13 protein-coding genes are annotated in these 16,084 nt (G+C 71.8%); 7 read left to right on the plus strand and 6 right to left on the minus strand.

Annotated elements, in window-relative coordinates; translation table 11 throughout:
- Positions 1-31 precede the first annotated feature (31 nt).
- The 4 genes from egtA to egtD are packed head-to-tail and all read left to right on the plus strand — an operon-like array spanning position 32 to position 4,360.
- A complete protein-coding gene (gene egtA / locus ACH4SP_RS29215) occupies positions 32-1,306 on the plus strand; it encodes an ergothioneine biosynthesis glutamate--cysteine ligase EgtA (RefSeq protein WP_398419033.1) in 1,275 nt (424 codons plus the stop codon).
- Complete coding sequence (egtB, locus tag ACH4SP_RS29220; protein ID WP_398419034.1) at positions 1,303-2,646, plus strand: ergothioneine biosynthesis protein EgtB; 1,344 nt, start codon at positions 1,303-1,305, stop codon at positions 2,644-2,646. Before egtA ends, egtB begins: the two co-directional genes overlap by 4 nt.
- Positions 2,646-3,401, plus strand: a complete 756-nt coding sequence (egtC, locus tag ACH4SP_RS29225; protein ID WP_398419035.1) for an ergothioneine biosynthesis protein EgtC — start codon at positions 2,646-2,648, stop codon at positions 3,399-3,401. The genes egtB and egtC overlap by 1 nt, the downstream gene beginning before the upstream one ends.
- Positions 3,398-4,360, plus strand: a complete 963-nt coding sequence (gene egtD, locus ACH4SP_RS29230; RefSeq protein WP_398419037.1) for an L-histidine N(alpha)-methyltransferase — start codon at positions 3,398-3,400, stop codon at positions 4,358-4,360. Before egtC ends, egtD begins: the two co-directional genes overlap by 4 nt.
- A 72-nt stretch (positions 4,361-4,432) precedes the next feature.
- On the opposite strand, the gene ACH4SP_RS29235 is transcribed toward egtD, so the two are convergent.
- Together ACH4SP_RS29235 and ACH4SP_RS29240 are read right to left on the minus strand one after the other, a co-directional pair.
- On the minus strand, positions 4,433-5,713 hold the full coding sequence (locus ACH4SP_RS29235; RefSeq protein ID WP_398419162.1) for an extracellular solute-binding protein: 1,281 nt from the start codon (positions 5,711-5,713) through the stop codon (positions 4,433-4,435).
- A 117-nt stretch (positions 5,714-5,830) separates the two neighbouring features.
- The gene (locus ACH4SP_RS29240; protein ID WP_398419039.1) at positions 5,831-6,319 is read right to left on the minus strand and encodes a hypothetical protein; all 489 of its coding nucleotides are present in this window, start codon (positions 6,317-6,319) and stop codon (positions 5,831-5,833) included.
- 99 nt (positions 6,320-6,418) lie between these two features.
- On the opposite strand from ACH4SP_RS29240, the gene ACH4SP_RS29245 reads away from it, so the two are divergent.
- Both ACH4SP_RS29245 and ACH4SP_RS29250 read left to right on the plus strand, forming a co-directional pair.
- Positions 6,419-7,456, plus strand: coding sequence for an MsnO8 family LLM class oxidoreductase (locus ACH4SP_RS29245; protein ID WP_398419041.1), 1,038 nt, complete (start codon positions 6,419-6,421; stop codon positions 7,454-7,456).
- 176 nt (positions 7,457-7,632) lie between these two features.
- Positions 7,633-10,002, plus strand: a complete 2,370-nt coding sequence (locus tag ACH4SP_RS29250) for an ATP-binding cassette domain-containing protein (protein ID WP_398419044.1) — start codon at positions 7,633-7,635, stop codon at positions 10,000-10,002.
- A 189-nt stretch (positions 10,003-10,191) separates the two neighbouring features.
- Here ACH4SP_RS29250 and ACH4SP_RS29255 read toward each other — a convergent pair whose 3' ends face one another.
- On the minus strand, positions 10,192-10,761 hold the full coding sequence (locus tag ACH4SP_RS29255) for a YceI family protein (RefSeq protein WP_398419046.1): 570 nt from the start codon (positions 10,759-10,761) through the stop codon (positions 10,192-10,194).
- Positions 10,762-10,893: 132 nt separating this feature from the next.
- On the opposite strand from ACH4SP_RS29255, the gene ACH4SP_RS29260 reads away from it, so the two are divergent.
- On the plus strand, positions 10,894-11,751 hold the full coding sequence (locus ACH4SP_RS29260; RefSeq protein WP_398419047.1) for a helix-turn-helix domain-containing protein: 858 nt from the start codon (positions 10,894-10,896) through the stop codon (positions 11,749-11,751).
- 54 nt (positions 11,752-11,805) lie between these two features.
- Here ACH4SP_RS29260 and ACH4SP_RS29265 read toward each other — a convergent pair whose 3' ends face one another.
- From ACH4SP_RS29265 to ACH4SP_RS29275, 3 genes are read right to left on the minus strand one after another with little or no spacing between them, the layout of a single operon-like run.
- Entirely contained in the window at positions 11,806-13,332 is a 1,527-nt protein-coding gene (locus ACH4SP_RS29265; RefSeq protein ID WP_398419049.1) for an acyl-CoA synthetase, read from the minus strand.
- A gap of 58 nt (positions 13,333-13,390) precedes the next feature.
- Positions 13,391-14,137 (minus strand): succinate dehydrogenase/fumarate reductase iron-sulfur subunit, encoded by a 747-nt coding sequence (locus ACH4SP_RS29270; protein WP_398419051.1) that lies wholly within the window; start codon positions 14,135-14,137, stop codon positions 13,391-13,393.
- Entirely contained in the window at positions 14,134-16,083 is a 1,950-nt protein-coding gene (locus ACH4SP_RS29275) for a fumarate reductase/succinate dehydrogenase flavoprotein subunit (RefSeq protein WP_398419053.1), read from the minus strand. Before ACH4SP_RS29275 ends, ACH4SP_RS29270 begins: the two co-directional genes overlap by 4 nt.
- Position 16,084: the final 1 nt, after the last annotated feature.

Here is a 16,084-nt window from a genome sequence, read left to right on the forward strand (position 1 = left end):
GTCCCAGAGCTTCGAGAAGGAGGAACTCACCGTGACCCCAGACCGGTTCACCGAGGGCGGACCGCCCATCGCCGAGACCGAGGCGGCGGACCTGCTGCGATGTATCTGTTTCAAGACGGGCCCACCCCGGATGGTCGGGGCCGAACTCGAATGGCTCGTCCACGACCTGCACTCGCCGCACCTGCCCGTCTCCCCCGGCCGCCTCGAAGCGGCCCATGCCGCCGCACGCTCCCTGCCGCTGCGGTCGGCCCTCACCGTCGAACCCGGCGGCCAGTTGGAGCTCAGCTCACTGCCCGCCCCCTCTCTCACGGAAGTCGTCGACTCCGTCTCCGCCGATCTGACCGCCGTACGCGGCGCACTGCACGCGCAGGGGCTCGCCCTGGCCGGATTCGGCCAGGACCCCTGGCAGCCGCCGCGCCGTTTCCTGCGGGAGCCCCGGTACGAGGCCATGGAGCGGTACCTCGACCGGGCGGGTCCTGACGGCCTGGCCATGATGTGCACCTCGGCGTCGGTCCAGGTGTGCGTGGACGCCGGACACGAGGAGCCGGGACCGCTGGGGCTCGGACGGCGCTGGCTGCTGGCCCACCTGCTCGGTGCGGTACTGCTCGCCGCGTTCGCCAACTCCCCCTACGCTCAAGGGCGTCGTACCGGCTGGCGCTCGAACAGGCAGGCCCTCTGGGCCGGCATCGAGCACGGCCGCACGCTCGCCCCGCCGTCCGGCGCCGAGCCGCGCGCCGCGTGGGCGCAGCGGGTCCTGGACGCCCCGGTGATGTGCGTACGGGCCCGGGGCGGTGAGCCGTGGGAGGTGCCGGACGGGCTGACCTTCCGGGAGTGGACGCGCGGCGGGGCGCCGCGCGCACCGGACCGCGCCGATCTCGCCTATCACCTCACGACGCTGTTCCCGCCGGTCAGGCCGCAGGGCCATCTGGAGCTGCGGATGATCGACGCGCAGCCGGGCGAGGACGGGTGGCTGGTGCCGCTCGCCGTGACGGCGGCGCTCTTCGACGACGCCGAGGCGGCGGAGATCGCCTACCGCACCGTCAAACCCCTCGCGGAGACAGCGGGTTCGGGTCCCGCGCCGCACAATCCGCTGTGGGAGACCGCTGCCCGCGAGGGACTGTCCGACCCGGAGCTGCACGCCGCCGCCGTGATCTGCTTCGCCGCGGCCCTCGACGCGCTGCCCCGGCTGGGCGCGGCGGAGCCGGTGCGGGACGCGGTCGCTTCGTACATCGAGCGCTATGTGTCCCGGGGCCGCTGCCCCGCGGACGACCTGCTCGACCTCGATCTGGAGGAACCTCTTCGATGACCGACACCGCTCAGCCCCCGGACGTGGATTCCGAGGGGCTTCGCAGCCGCGCCGTCGAGGCGCTGACCACTGCCAGGACCCGTACCGAACTGCTCACCTCCTGCGTCGACGACGCCGAACTGGCCGCCCAGCACTCACCGTTGATGTCCCCGCTGGTCTGGGACCTGGCGCACATCGGCAACCAGGAGGAGCAGTGGCTCCTGCGGAACGTCGCCGGGCAGGGCGCACTGCGGCCCGAGATCGACACGGTGTACGACGCCTTCGAGCACCCGCGGTCGGAACGTCCGACGCTGCCGCTGCTCGCCCCCGCCGAGGCGCGGGCGTACGCCGCCCAGGTGCGCGGCAGGGCCCTGGACGTGCTGGAGCGCAGCCCGTTGCGCGGCGGTCCGCTGGTGGACGCCGCGTTCGCGTTCGGAATGATCGCCCAGCACGAGCAGCAGCACGACGAGACGATGCTGATCACCCATCAGCTGCGCAGCGGCCCCACCGCGCTGACCGCTCCCCCACCGCCTTCCGCACCCGAAGGCGCCGCGCGGCTGCCGGGTGAAGTCCTCGTCCCTGGCGGTCCGTTCACGATGGGGACGTCGGTCGAGCCGTGGGCGCTGGACAACGAGCGGCCCGCGCACGCCACGTTCGTACCGCCCTTCCACATCGACACGACACCGGTCTCGTGCGGGGCGTATCTGCGCTTCGTCGAGGACGGCGGCTACGCGCAGTCGCGCTGGTGGGAGGCGGCGGGCTGGGCGACGGTCCGCGAACACGGCCTGGTCGCACCGCTGTTCTGGCGGCACGAGGGGGGCCAGTGGCTGCGGCGGCACTTCGGTGCGACCGAGCCCGTGCCGCTCGACGAGCCGGTCCTGCACGTCAGCTGGTACGAGGCGGACGCGTACGCGCGCTGGGCGGGCCGGCGGCTGCCCTCGGAGGCCGAGTGGGAGAAGGCGGCCCGGCACGATCCGGTGTCCGGCCGCTCGATGCGCTATCCGTGGGGCGACGCGGACCCGACCCCGCAGCGCGCCAATCTCGGCCAGCGTCATCTGCGTCCGGCCCCGGTGGGGGCGTATCCGGACGGTGAATCACCGCTGGGGGTGCGGCAGTTGATCGGGGACGTCTGGGAGTGGACGTCGAGCGACTTCCTGCCCTATCCGGGGTTCGCGCCGTTCCCGTACCGCGAGTACTCGGAAGTCTTCTTCGGCCCCGGGCACAAGGTTCTGCGCGGCGGTTCCTTCGGCGTCGACCAGGTGGCGTGCCGGGGCACCTTCCGCAACTGGGACCTGCCGGTGCGGCGGCAGATACTCGCCGGGTTCCGCACCGCACGGGACGCCTCGGAAGGTGAGATCTGATGTGCCGTCACCTTGCTTTCCTCGGACCGGAGCTGCCGCTGCGCAAGGTGGTCGTCGAGCCCCCTCACGGGCTCCACCATCAGGCCTGGGAGCCCCGGCTGCAGAAGTACGGCACGGTCAACGCGGACGGTTTCGGCGTCGGCTGGTACGCCGACGGCGACCCGGTGCCCGCCAGGTACCGGCGTACGGGCCCGATGTGGGCGGACACCAACTTCGCGGACCTGTCCCGGGTCGTACGGTCCGGGGCGCTGCTCGCGGCCGTCCGGGACGCCACCGAGCCGGGCGCCGACGGGGAGGCGGCAGCGGCCCCGTTCGCCTCGGGTCCGTGGCTGTTCAGCCACAACGGGGCGCTGCCCGGCTGGCCCCGGTCGATGGCGGGGCTCGCCGCCGCCCTGCCCGCGGCGGAGCTGCTGGCCCTGGAGGCGCGCTGTGACTCCGCGCTGGTGTGGGCGCTGGTCCTGCACCGGCTGCGGGCGGGCGACGAGATGGGCCAGGCCCTCGCCGAGACGGTGCTGGAGGTGGCGGGGGCCGCGCCCGGAGCCCGGCTCAACCTGCTGCTCACCGACGGCACGACGGTCACCGCGACCGCCTGGGGCGACACCCTCTGGTACCTGGCGGAGCCTGGCCGCCGCACGGTGGTCGCCTCCGAGCCGTACGACGACGACCCGCACTGGGTGGAGGTCCCCGACCGCACCCTGCTCGCCGCCACCCGCTACGACGTCCTGCTGACCCCGCTCAAGGAGCCCGCCGCGTGAGCCCGTACCTCGTGACCCGTACCCTCCCCGTGAACTCCACCGACGCCGATCTGCGCACCGATGTGCTGCAGGGGCTCGGCCGCGGCCCCAAGTCGCTGCCGCCCAAGTGGTTCTACGACGCGCGCGGCAGCGAACTGTTCGAGGAGATCACCCGGCTGCCCGAGTACTACCCCACGCGCGCGGAGCGGGAGATCCTGCGCGCCCGTGCCCGGGACATCGCCGCCGCCGCGCGGGCGCGCACGCTGGTGGAGCTGGGCTCCGGGTCGTCGGAGAAGACCAGGATCCTCCTCGACGCCCTTCCCGGCCTGCACAGTTACGTACCCGTGGACGTCAGCGAGAGCGCGCTCGCCCTCGCCGCGGAAGGCCTCCTGGCCGAGCGTCCCGGCCTCTCCGTGCATGCGCTGATCGCGGACTTCACCCGCGGGCTCGCCCTGCCCGGTACGCCCGGGCCGAGGCTGGTGGCCTTCCTGGGCGGGACGCTCGGCAATCTGCTGCCCGACGAGCGCGCCGTGTTCCTGAAGTCCGTACGGTCGATGCTCCTGCCCGGGGACGCCCTGCTGCTCGGCACCGACCTGGTGAAGGACGAGTCCACCCTCGTCGCGGCGTACGACGACGCGGCGGGGGTGACGGCCGCCTTCAACAAGAACGTCCTGGCCGTCCTGAACCGTGAGCTGGACGCGGACTTCGACCCGGACGACTTCGCCCACGTGGCGCACTGGGACCCCCGCCACGAGTGGATCGAGATGCGGCTGCGGGCCCGCTCGGCGCTGACGGTGAAGGTGCGGGAGCTGGGTCTCGCGATCACCTTCGCGGAGGGCGAGGAGCTGCGCACCGAGGTGTCCGCGAAGTTCCGCGAGGAGGGCGTACGGGACGAACTGGCGGCCGCCGGAATGGAGTTGTCCCACTGGTGGACGGACGGGGCGAACCGCTTCGCCCTGTCGCTGTCCACCCCCGCGTAGGCAGGACCGTCCCAGGAACATCCGCCGCAGGACGGGGAAGTCGAGCGGGGCCGGGCGGGCCCGCCGCCCGGCCTACTCCTCTTCCTCCCTGCCGACCCGCTGCAGCACCTTCGTGATCTCGGCCGACGCCTGCTTCGCGGCGGCGGCGGCCGGGGCGCCGTTCAGCACCTTCGTCATGTACTTCTTGATGGGGTTGTCCGCCTCGACGTCCCCCCACTTCGGCGACGCGGGAGTGGCGTGCCCGCCCAGGGATCCCTTCGCCATGGCCACCATGCCCTCCTCGCCCGCCACGGCGGAGGCCAGACTGCCCTTGTTGGGGACGTAGTTCATGGTGCGGGCGAGGTCGGTCTGCCACTTCTCGCCCGCCAGCGCCTTCACCACCTCGATCGCCGCGCGACGCTCGTCCGTGCGCTCGGGGATCACCAGGTCGGAGCCGCCGATGAAGACGGATCCCGGCTTGTCCTCGGTCTTGCCCGGGAGGGGGAAGAAGCCCAGCTTGCCGCGGAGTTGCGGGTTCTTCTGCTCGACGAGCTTCGCGGTGCCGGGGGTGGCGATGATCTGCGCGATGTCCCCCTGGGCGAACATGTCGGCCTGCGGGGGCTTCTCCTCGTCCGCGTCCCGGGGGCCGCGGCCGAGGGCCTGCATCTTCTTGTAGAACGCCATGCCCTTGAGCGCGGCCTCGCTGTGCAGCGTGCCGCTCCACTTCCCGCCGGCTTCGGCGGCGAGCTCGCCGCCCTCGTCCCAGATGAAGCCGGACAGCGTGTACCAGTCCTGCCCGGCCAGGTAAATGCCCTGGCTGACATCGGTGTTGAGCTTGTTGGTGGCCTGGAGCCACTCCGCGCGGTCGCGCGGCAGCGTCTTCACGCCGGCCTGCTGGAAGAGGTCCTTGCGGTAGATGACCACGCGGTTGGCCGCGTACCACGGGATGCCGTACTGCGCGTTGCCGAGCCTTCCCGGTTCGGCGAGTCCGGGCAGCCAGTCGTCGCCGCCGAAGTCGCGGACCGATTCCAGGGTGAGGTTCTGCAGGCCGCCGCGGTCGGCGTACTGGGCGACGTGGGTGTTGCCGACCTCGATGATGTCGGGCGGACTGTCGCTCTCCAGGGCCTTGTTGACCTTGGGGCCGATACCGGCCCACGGCTGGATCTGGAACTCAAGTCTCGTGCCCGCGTGGTCCCGCTCGAACTCCTCCGTGAACCTTTTCAGGAATTCCTGGGAAGCACTGTCCTTCATCAACCAGATCGTGATGGTTTTGGTCTTCTCCTCGGAGGACGAGCCGGGGAGCATCCCGCAGCCGGTGAGGAGGGCGCCTGTCGTGGCACACGCGGTGGCGACGGCTATGGAGCGTTTCTGCACAAGGTTCACGGATCAAGAGATATGCATGGACCATTCGGCTGGTCAAGGGGTTCATGGACACGACTTGCAGTCCGTGCACCGCCGTTGACCCGATCCTCCCCCGGCGCGTTCCGCTTCTCAGGTACGTCCGTCCCGCTCCTGGGCGTCCTTGAGCGCGGGGGACGCCGCGGTCCAGCGGGCCCGTACGACCGTGAAACCCGCCTCCTCGGCGGCGTCGCACACGAGGGCGTCGTCGTCGACGAGCACCCGTACCTCCCGGTCCCGGGCCAGCCTCCCGAGGACTTCCATTTTGGTCTGCCGGGCGGGCCGCCGGTCGTTGTCCCGGCGCATCCACATCCGCCCCTCGGGAAGTCCCTGGGCGGCGAGCCAGGCGACGGTGTCGCGGCGGCACTTCTCCGGGCGCCCGGTGAGGTAGACGACCTCGCACTCCCGTGCGCTGCTCAGCGCGAGCGCGACCCCCTCGGCGAGGGGTGGGTCCTGGGGCGCCGCGGCGAAGAAGGCGTTCCAGTCGCGCGGCCTGCGCTCCAGGAAGCGCTGGCGGTGCGCGCTGTCGGCGAGGGTCCCGTCGAGGTCGAACACGGCGAGGGGTCTGAGGTGATCCGTCATGGGCACAGCCTAGGGACCCGGGCGGACCCCTTTCGAAACGCCGTTCGGGAAGTTCGGGAGGTTCGGGAATCTTGTCGTCGCTCCTGCGTTGAACCCTGTGTGAGCACAGTGATCGCGCAGACCCGGTTTTCCGTTCTGGACCGTTCCCGCACCCGCGAGGGGCACGACGGCCCGCAGGCGCTGCGCGACTCGGTGCGGCTGGCCCAGCAGCTCGAAGCGCTGGGTTCCTTCGACCGCTTCTGGGTCTCCGAGCACCACAGTGTGCCCGGGGTGGCCGGTTCCGCTCCGACGGTGCTGGCCGCCGCGGTCGCCGCCGCGACCTCCACGATCCGGGTCGGCACCGGCGGAGTGATGCTGCCCAATCACCAGCCCCTGGTGGTGGCGGAGCAGTTCGGGGTGCTGGAGTCGCTGTTCCCCGGCCGGATCGACATGGGTCTGGGCCGCTCGGTGGGCTTCACCGACGGGGTGCGCAAGGCGCTCGGGCGGGACAAGGACGACGCCGACCGCTTCGCGGAACAGCTCGCGGAGCTGCTGCGCCGGTTCACCGGCGGCGAGGCCGTGCACGCGTACCCGGCGGAGGGTCTGCGGGTGCCGCCGTTCGTGCTGGCCACCGGGGAGGGCGCGGGGATCGCCGCCGCGGCCGGGCTGCCGGTGGTGGTCGGTGACCTGCGCGGCCGGGAGAAGCTGCTGGCCGCGGTGGACCGCTACCGGGCGGACTTCCGGCCGTCCGCGTGGGCGGCGGAGCCGTATGTGGTGATAGCCGGGACGGTGGCGGTCGCGGCCAGCGAGGAGGCGGCCCGGCGGCTGCTGGTCCCAGAGGCCTGGTCGATGGCGTACTCGCGCACCCACGGCACTTTCCCGCCACTGGCCCCCGCCGAGGACATCGAGCGGCGGGCCCTCGCCGACGGCGGCATGAGCGACAAGGAGCGGGGCTTCTACGAGGGCGGGCTGCGCGGCCATCTGCACGGCACTCCGGAGCAGGTCGAGGCGGCTCTGACCGAGTTGATCGGGGCCACCGGTGCGGACGAGGTGCTGGTCACCACCAGTACGTACGACCGGACCGGCCTGCTGGAGTCGTACCGGCTGCTGGCGGCCCTGGTGGGACGCGACCGGCAGCCGGTCCCCACGCACGCCTAGATCTCCGCACGCGCCCTGTCCCCCACCCCACCCAGGCCCCCCACACGCTCCCGGGTCCCGCACGCCCTCCCAGGTCCCGCACACGCCCCGATCCCCGCGCGCGCCTAGAATCGAACTGTTTGTCCCGCGGCTCCCCCGCCGCCGCGCCACCGCCCCCGTTCGTACGGAGTCCCCCCATGCACAGCCCGCACGATCCGTACGTCCGTGTCCGGGGCGCCCGTGAGCACAACCTCCGCGATGTCGACGTGGACGTTCCGCGCGACGCCCTCGTGGTCTTCACCGGAGTCTCCGGCTCCGGGAAGTCGTCCCTGGCCTTCGGCACGATCTACGCGGAGGCGCAGCGCCGCTACTTCGAGTCGGTCGCCCCGTACGCCCGCCGGCTGATCCACCAGGTCGGTGCCCCGCGCGTCGGCGAGATCAGCGGCCTGCCGCCCGCGGTCTCCCTGGAACAGCGCAGGTCAGCGCCTTCCTCCCGGTCCTCCGTCGGTACGGTCACCACGCTGTCGAACTCGCTGCGGATGCTCTTCTCGCGCGCGGGCACCTATCCGGCGGGCGCCGAACGCCTCGACTCGGACGCCTTCTCCCCGAACACCGCCGCCGGGGCCTGCCCCCAGTGCCACGGTCTCGGCCGGGTGCACGGCACCAGCGAGGAGCTGCTGGTGCCGGACCCCTCGCTGTCGATCCGCGACGGAGCGATCGCCGCCTGGCCGGGCGCCTGGCAGGGCAAGAACCTCCGGGACGTCCTGGACACCCTCGGGTACGACGTGGACCGGCCGTGGCGGGAGCTGCCGCAGCCGGACCGGGACTGGATCCTGTTCACGGACGAGCAGCCGGTGGTCACCGTGCACCCGGTGCGCGACGCGGGCCGCATCCAACGCCCGTACCAGGGCACGTACATGAGTGCCCGGCGGTACGTCCTGCACACGTTCGCCGACACCAAGAGCCAGTCCCTGCGCGCGAAGGCCGAGCGCTTCCTGAGCAGCGCGCCGTGTCCTGCGTGCGGGGGCAGCAGGCTGCGCCCGGAGGCCCTCGCGGTCACCTTCGCGGGCCGTACGATCGCGGAGCTGGCCGCGCTCCCCCTCGCCGAGCTCGCGGAGGTCCTCGCGGCCGGCACGGGCGGCGAGACCGCCCGCGTCCTCACCGACGACCTCCGGGCCCGCATCGCCGTCGTCACCGAGCTCGGTCTCGGCTACCTCGGCCTGGACCGCACCGCCCCCACCCTCTCCAACGGGGAGCTCCAACGGCTGCGTCTGGCCACCCAGTTGAGGTCCGGCCTGTTCGGCGTGGTGTACGTCCTGGACGAGCCGTCGGCCGGACTGCACCCGGCGGACGCCGAGGCCCTGCTGGTGGTCCTGGACCGGCTGAAGGCGGCGGGCAACTCGGTCTTCGTCGTGGAGCACCACCTCGATGTCGTACGACGTGCGGACTGGCTCGTGGACGTCGGCCCCGCGGCGGGCGAGCACGGCGGTCTGGTCCTGCACAGCGGGCCGCCCGCCGCTCTCGCCGGGGTGACGGAGTCGGCGACGCGCCGCTTCCTCTTCGACCGGCGGCCGCTTCCGGTACGGGCCGTCCGCGAGCCGTCCGGGTGGCTGAAGCTCGGCCCGCTGACCCGGCACAACCTCGACGCACTGGAGGCGGAGCTGCCGCTGGGGGTCCTCACCGCGGTGACCGGGGTGTCGGGATCCGGAAAGTCCACCCTGGTCGGCGAGATCTCCGAGGAACTGCCGGGCGTACAGCGGTTGGTGACGGTGGATCAGAAGCCGATCGGCCGCACGCCGCGGTCCAATCTGGCCACGTACACCGGTCTCTTCGACGTCGTGCGGAAGCTGTTCACGGCCGAGGAGGAGTCGAAGGCGCGCGGGTACAAGGCGGGCCGGTTCTCCTTCAACGTGCCGGGCGGCCGGTGCGAGACCTGCCAGGGCGAGGGCTTCGTCTCGGTGGAGCTGCTCTTCCTGCCCAGTACGTACACGCCCTGTCCCGACTGTCACGGTGCCCGCTACCGCCCGGAGACCCTCCAGGTCACGCACCGGGGGCTGAACATCGCCGAGGTGCTGGACCTGACGGTGGAAGCGGCGGCGGAGTTCTTCGCCGACTCGCCCGCCGCCGCCCGCAGCCTGCGCGCCCTGCTGGAGGTGGGCCTCGGCTATCTGCGGCTCGGTCAGAGCGCGACCGAGCTGTCCGGCGGCGAGGCCCAACGCATCAAGCTGGCATCGGAGCTGCAGCGCGCCACGACGCGGCGCGGGCACACCCTGTACGTGCTGGACGAGCCGACGACCGGGCTGCATCCGGCCGACGTCGAGGTCCTGATGCGCCAGTTGCACGGCCTCGTCGACGCCGGGAACTCGGTGGTGGTCGTCGAGCACGACATGGCCGTGGTCGCGGGCGCCGACTGGGTGCTCGACCTCGGACCGGGCGGCGGTGGCGAGGGCGGCCTGGTGGTCGCCGCGGGCCCGCCGCGACAGGTGGCCGAGTCCGGCGAGAGCCGCACCGCACCGTATCTGGCCAGGGAGTTCACCGAAGGGGCGGGAGCGTCCTGCGCCGTCTAGAACGTCGGGAGGGCAACGCCTTCTGCATGCTCGGCTCGCGACGCCCGTAGGGCCTGCCCCTGGTACGTCGCGCACGGCTGGGCCCCGTTCCCGGACGGACCGGGACCCCACCGCGCACACGTCAGCCGCACGCACGACATCCCGGCACACGACAGCCGCGCACACCACGCAGCCGCCACCGCGACCCCGCTACTCCCCCTGCTGCGGCTCCACGAACTGGGCGTCGATCTGGATCTTCACCACATCACCGAGCATCGCCTCGCCCGCCCCGAAGTCGAGGCCGAAGTCGCTGCGCCGGATCTGCCCCTGGGCCTCGAAGCCCGCGTGCCTGCTGCCGAAGGGGGTGGCCACCACCCCGCCGAACTCCACATCGAACTCGACGTTCCTGCTGATGTCCCCGATCGTCAGCTCCCCTTCCAGGGTCCAGTCCTCGCCCGCCCCGCGCGCGCCGGTCGAGCGGAACGTCATCGTCGGGCGCTTCTCGACGTCCAGCAGGTCGGACGCCCGGACGTGCGCGTCACGGGTCTCGTTGCCGGTGTCGATCGAAGCGAGGGCGACGGTCGCGTGCACCGAGCTCTCGGCGAGCGTCGCACCGACGGTCAGTGCGGACTCCACCTCGGCGAACCTGCCCCGCACCTTGGAGATGCCGAGGTGGCGGATGGTGAAGGCGACGGAGGAGTGCTGGGTGTCGAGCTCCCACCGGCCGGCGGCCAGGGGAAGGAGGGACGTGCCTGCGGTGGTCTGTGCGTCAGAGGTCATGTTCCCAACCTGGGGGAATCCGGGCCGGTGAGGAAGACCGGCCCGATGCTGGTAGTGGGAGGGCCACCCTCCGCGCGGACCGGAAGGGGAGCCACCCTCCGCATGGGCCGGGCGGGAGGTTACGATCCGGGGGTGAGCGACAACGAGCTGGGGAACTTCCTGCGCGCCCGCCGAGAAGCGGTGACGCCCTCCGAGGTCGGCCTCCCGGAGGGGCCGCGCCGCCGCACACCGGGTCTGCGCAGATCCGAGCTGGCCACGCTCGCGGGCATCAGCGTCGAATACCTCACCCGGCTCGAACAGGGCAAGGACCGCAACCCCTCCCCACAGGTGCTGGCCGCGCTCGCCGACACGCTGCGGCTGTCCGGCGAAACCCGTCTGCACCTGAACCGGCTGTTCAAGCACGCCGGTGACAACAAACTGCTCTGCCCGGCCGCCGAGACCCCCGTCCGCTCGGTGCGCCCCACCGTGCAGGCCCTCCTCGACCGGCTCGACCCTTCGCCCGCCGTGCTGCTCAACCGGCTGAGCGAGATCGTCGGCTGCACCACGGGGTACGAGCGGCTGGCCGGGCCCGTGGGACTGCTCGACGGGGACCGGCCGAGCCTGCTGCGGTACGTGTTCACCGACCCGCGGGCGCGCGACACGTATCCGGACTGGGGGCGGGTGGCCGACGCCCAGTTCGCCCTGCCGGGCTTCGACCTCGCCCGCGCCGACCCTCATGTCTCCTCCCTCGCCGACGAGTTGGCGATCACGGCCGGTGCGGAGTTCACCGACCGGCTGACCGCCACGCCCCAACTTCCCGTACGCAGCGGGGTCGAGCGGTTCGTCCACCCCGACGCGGGCGAACTGCGCCTCGCCTACGAGACCCTGGAACTTCCCGACGCCGACGGACAGCGGCTGCTGGTCCACCTGCCCGCCGACGACGCCACCGCGGCCGCTCTCGACCGGCTCACCGGACGCAGGCCCGGGGCTCTGCGCGCGGTGAGCGGCTGACCCACCATCCCGGCCCGCGGCTCCCGGCCCGCGACTCCCGGCCCGCGCCCCTACTCAGCCGTCCGGGGGCCAGTAGGCCTTCCGCAGCGGGGACTTGGCCAGCTTTCCGGTGGGCGTACGGGGCAGCGAGTCCGTGAAGTCCACGGTGCGCGGCGCCTTGTAGTGCGCGATCCGCGCCCGTACGAACTCCAGCAGCTCAGCGGCGAGTTCAGGACCCGCGACCACTCCCGGCTCCAGCTGCACCACCGCCTTGACGGCCTCGCCCATCTCGGCGTCCGGCACTCCGACCACCGCCGCGTCGGCGACCTTCGGGTGCAGCACCAGACAGTCCTCGGACTCCTGCGGGTAGATGTTCACCCCACCCGAGATGATCATGAAGGCCTTGCGGTCGGTGAGGAAGAGGTAGCCGTCCTCGTCGACGTGGCCGACGTCGCCCGTGGTGGTCCAGTTCGGGTGGTCCGGGTGCTGGGCCTCACGGGTGCGGTCGTCGTCGTGGTGGTAGCGGAAGGGGAGTTCCGCGCGCTCGAAGTAGATCGTGCCGGTCTCACCGGCGGGCAGCAGCGCACCGTCCGGGCCGCAGACGCGCAGCTCGCCGAGGAGTCCGGCGCGGCCGACGGAGCCGGGTTTGGCGAGCCATTCCTCGGGGCCGATGAAGGTGAGGCCGTTGCCCTCGGTGGCGCCGTAGTACTCGTACAGGATCGGCCCCCACCAGTCCATCATCTGCCGCTTGACCTCGACGGGGCAGGGGGCGGCTGCGTGGATCGCGACCTTCAGCGACGTCACGTCGTACCTGCTGCGGGCCTCCTCCGGGAGTTTCAGCATCCGCACGAACATGGTGGGCACCCACTGTGCGTGTGTGATCCGGTACCGCTCGATCGCGGCGAGCGCACCCTCGGCGTCGAAGGAGTCCATCAGGACGACGGTGCCTCCGGTGGCGGTGACGACGCCGCAGACGCGGAGCGGAGCCGCGTGGTAGAGGGGCGCCGGGCAGAGGTAGACGGAGTCGGTGTCGAAGCCGTACACGGCGGCGAAGAGCGGGACGTAGAAGGCCGGCGACTCGCGCACGTCTCCGTCGGGGAGATCGCCTTCGATGCCCTTGGGGCGGCCGGTGGTGCCGGAGGAATAGAGCATGTCCGCACCGATGGGCTGACGGTCCGGGGGCTCCGGGGAGGCTTCGGCGACGGCCTTCTCGTACGAGCCGGGCCCGGGGCCGTACTCCAGTCGGTGCACGACCCGTGTCGCCAACCGGTCGACGTCGAGGGAGAGTTGGCCGAGCGAGGTCGAGGTGATCAGGGTGGTAGCCCCGCAGTCCTCGACGATGTACGCGGCCTCCCCGGCGGTGAGGTGGTGGTTGACGGCGGTGAGGTGGAGGCCGGAGCGCATGGCCGCCCAGTAGACCTCCAGCATGCGCGGGTCGTTGTCGGAGAGGAGGGCGAGGTGGTCGCCGCGGCGCAGTCCGGCGGCGTGCAGGTGGTTCGCCAACCGCACCGAGCGCTCTTCGAGTTGTCCGTATGTCAGGGTCCGGCCGCCGTCGGCGGTGACGACGGCCGGATGCGCGGGGTCGTACGCTCCCGGGTACATGGAGGGGAAACTACCCGGAGTTTGACGGTACGTCAGGATCCGTGCGGCAACTCCGGCTTCAGCGGCCGCCCTTCCTGCTCGCCCGCAGCCACTCCTTGTTCATGGCCGCGATGGACGGCAGCGGAATCCCCTTGGGGCACGCGGTGGCGCACTCCCCGGTGAGGGTGCAGCCGCCGAATCCCTCGCCGTCCATCTGGGCCACCATGTCGAGCACCCGCGTCTCGCGCTCGGGCGCACCCTGCGGAAGCACGTTCAGATGGTTGATCTTGGCCGAGGTGAACAGCATCGCCGACCCGTTGGGGCAGGCCGCGACACACGCCCCGCAGCCGATGCACTCGGCGTGCTCGAAGGCGAAGTCGGCGTCGGCCTTGGGCACGGGTGTGGCGTGCGCCTCGGGCGCGGCGCCGGTCGGCACGCTCACGTAGCCGCCGGCCTGGATGATCCGGTCGAAGGCCGACCGGTCCACGACGAGGTCCTTGACGACGGGGAAGGCGGAGGCCCGCCACGGTTCGACGTCGATGGTGTCGCCGTCGGCGAAGGACCGCATGTGGAGCTGGCAGGTGGTGGTGCGCTCGGGGCCGTGCGCGTCGCCGTTGATGACGAGCGAGCACGCGCCGCAGATGCCTTCGCGGCAGTCGTGGTCGAAGGCGACGGGGTCGTCGCCCTTGAGGATCAGTTCCTCGTTGAGGGTGTCGAGCATTTCCAGGAACGACATGTCGGCCGAGATGCCGTCGACGTCGTAACTCTCCATCTCCCCCGGGGTGTTGGGGTTCTGCTGGCGCCAGACGCGCAGGGTGAGCCTCATGCGTAGCTCCGCTGGGTGGGGTGGACGTACTCGAAGACGAGGTCTTCCTTGTGCAGGACGGGGGCGGCTCCGGAAGCGAACTCCCAGGCGGCCGCGTACGAGAAGTTCTCGTCGTCGCGGGCCGCCTCGCCGTCCGGGGTCTGGGACTCCTCGCGGAAGTGGCCGCCGCAGGACTCCTCCCGGTGCAGTGCGTCGAGGCACATCAGCTCGGCGAGCTCCAGGTAGTCGACGATGCGGTTCGCCTTCTCCAGCGACTGGTTGAACTCCTCGCCGGTGCCGGGCACCTTGATCCGCCCCCAGAACTCCTCGCGGATCTCCGGGATCCGGTCGAGCGCCTTGCGCAGGCCCTCCGCCGTCCGCGCCATGCCGCAGAACTCCCACATCAGCTCGCCGAGTTCGCGGTGGAAGGAGTCGGGGGTGCGGTCGCCGTCGACGGCCAGGAGCCGCTCGATGCGCTGCTCGGTCTCGCGTACGACCTCGACGGCGGCCGGATGGGAGGCGTCCACGGGCTCCTGGTGGGCGTTGCGGGCCAGGTAGTCGTTGATGGTGGAGGGAAGCACGAAGTACCCGTCGGCCAGTCCCTGCATCAGGGCGGATGCGCCGAGGCGGTTCGCACCGTGGTCGGAGAAGTTGGCCTCGCCGACGGCGAACAGGCCGGGCACGGTGGTCTGGAGGTCGTAGTCGACCCACAGCCCGCCCATCGTGTAGTGCACGGCGGGGTAGATCCGCATCGGCGTCTCGTACGGGTCCTCGGCGGTGATCCGCGCGTACATGTCGAAGAGGTTGCCGTACTTCTCCTCGACGGCCTTGCGGCCCATCCGGGCGATGGCGTCCGCGAAGTCCAGGTAGACGCCCTGCCCGCCGGGGCCGACCCCCCGGCCCTCGTCGCAGACGTTCTTGGCGGCGCGCGAGGCGATGTCGCGGGGGACGAGGTTGCCGAAGGAGGGGTAGATCCGCTCCAGGTAGTAGTCGCGCTCCTCCTCGGGGATCTCGCGCGCGGGCCGTGCGTCGCCCGCGGCCTTCGGCACCCAGATGCGGCCGTCGTTGCGCAGCGACTCGCTCATCAGGGTCAGCTTGGACTGGTGGTCGCCGGTGCGCGGGATGCAGGTGGGGTGGATCTGGGTGAAGCAGGGGTTGGCGAAGTACGCACCGCGCCGGTGCGCCCGCCAGACGGCGGTCGCGTTGGAGTTCATGGCGTTGGTGGAGAGGTAGAAGACGTTGCCGTAGCCGCCCGAGGCGAGGACGACGGCGTCCGCGAAGTACGTGTCGATCCTGCCGGTGATCAGGTCGCGGGCGACGATGCCGCGCGCCTTGCCGTCCACGACGATCAGGTCGAGCATCTCGGTGCGCGGGTGCATCTCGACGTTCCCGGCGGCGATCTGCCGCGACAGCGCCTGGTAGGCGCCGAGCAGCAGCTGCTGTCCGGTCTGGCCGCGCGCGTAGAAGGTCCGGGACACCTGGACGCCGCCGAAGGAGCGGGTGTCGAGCAGGCCGCCGTACTCGCGGGCGAAGGGGACGCCCTGGGCGACGCACTGGTCGATGATCTCGACGGAGATCTGGGCGAGCCGGTGCACGTTGGACTCGCGGGCGCGGAAGTCGCCGCCCTTGACGGTGTCGTAGAAGAGCCGGTGCACCGAGTCGCCGTCGTTGCGGTAGTTCTTGGCGGCGTTGATGCCGCCCTGGGCGGCGATGGAGTGGGCGCGGCGCGGTGAGTCGGAGAAGCAGAACTGCACGACGTGGTAGCCCTGTTCGGCCAGCGTCGCGCCCGCCGAACCGCCGGCCAGGCCGGTGCCGACGACGATCACGGTGTGCTTGCGCCGGTTGGCGGGGTTCACCAGCTTCGCCTCGAAGCGGCGGGTGTCCCAGCGTTCGGCGACGGGTCCGCCGGGGGCCCTGGTGTCGGCGATCGGGTCGCCGGTGGAGTACTGGGCGTACGGGGAGGTCATG

The sequence above is a fragment of the Streptomyces sp. NPDC021093 genome, from assembly GCF_044333135.1.
In the GTDB taxonomy this organism is placed as follows: Bacteria; Actinomycetota; Actinomycetes; order Streptomycetales; family Streptomycetaceae; genus Streptomyces.

Coding starts and splice junctions, on each gene's coding strand:
- ACH4SP_RS29255 (WP_398419046.1), bottom strand. CDS start 10,761: ATGACCTCTGACGCACAGACCACCGCAGGCACGTCCCTCCTTCCCCTG.
- ACH4SP_RS29270 (WP_398419051.1), bottom strand. CDS start 14,137: ATGAGGCTCACCCTGCGCGTCTGGCGCCAGCAGAACCCCAACACCCCG.
- ACH4SP_RS29275 (WP_398419053.1), bottom strand. CDS start 16,083: ATGACCTCCCCGTACGCCCAGTACTCCACCGGCGACCCGATCGCCGAC.
- ACH4SP_RS29250 (WP_398419044.1), top strand. CDS start 7,633: ATGCACAGCCCGCACGATCCGTACGTCCGTGTCCGGGGCGCCCGTGAG.
- ACH4SP_RS29265 (WP_398419049.1), bottom strand. CDS start 13,332: ATGTACCCGGGAGCGTACGACCCCGCGCATCCGGCCGTCGTCACCGCC.
- egtC (WP_398419035.1), top strand. CDS start 2,646: ATGTGCCGTCACCTTGCTTTCCTCGGACCGGAGCTGCCGCTGCGCAAG.
- ACH4SP_RS29240 (WP_398419039.1), bottom strand. CDS start 6,319: ATGACGGATCACCTCAGACCCCTCGCCGTGTTCGACCTCGACGGGACC.
- egtB (WP_398419034.1), top strand. CDS start 1,303: ATGACCGACACCGCTCAGCCCCCGGACGTGGATTCCGAGGGGCTTCGC.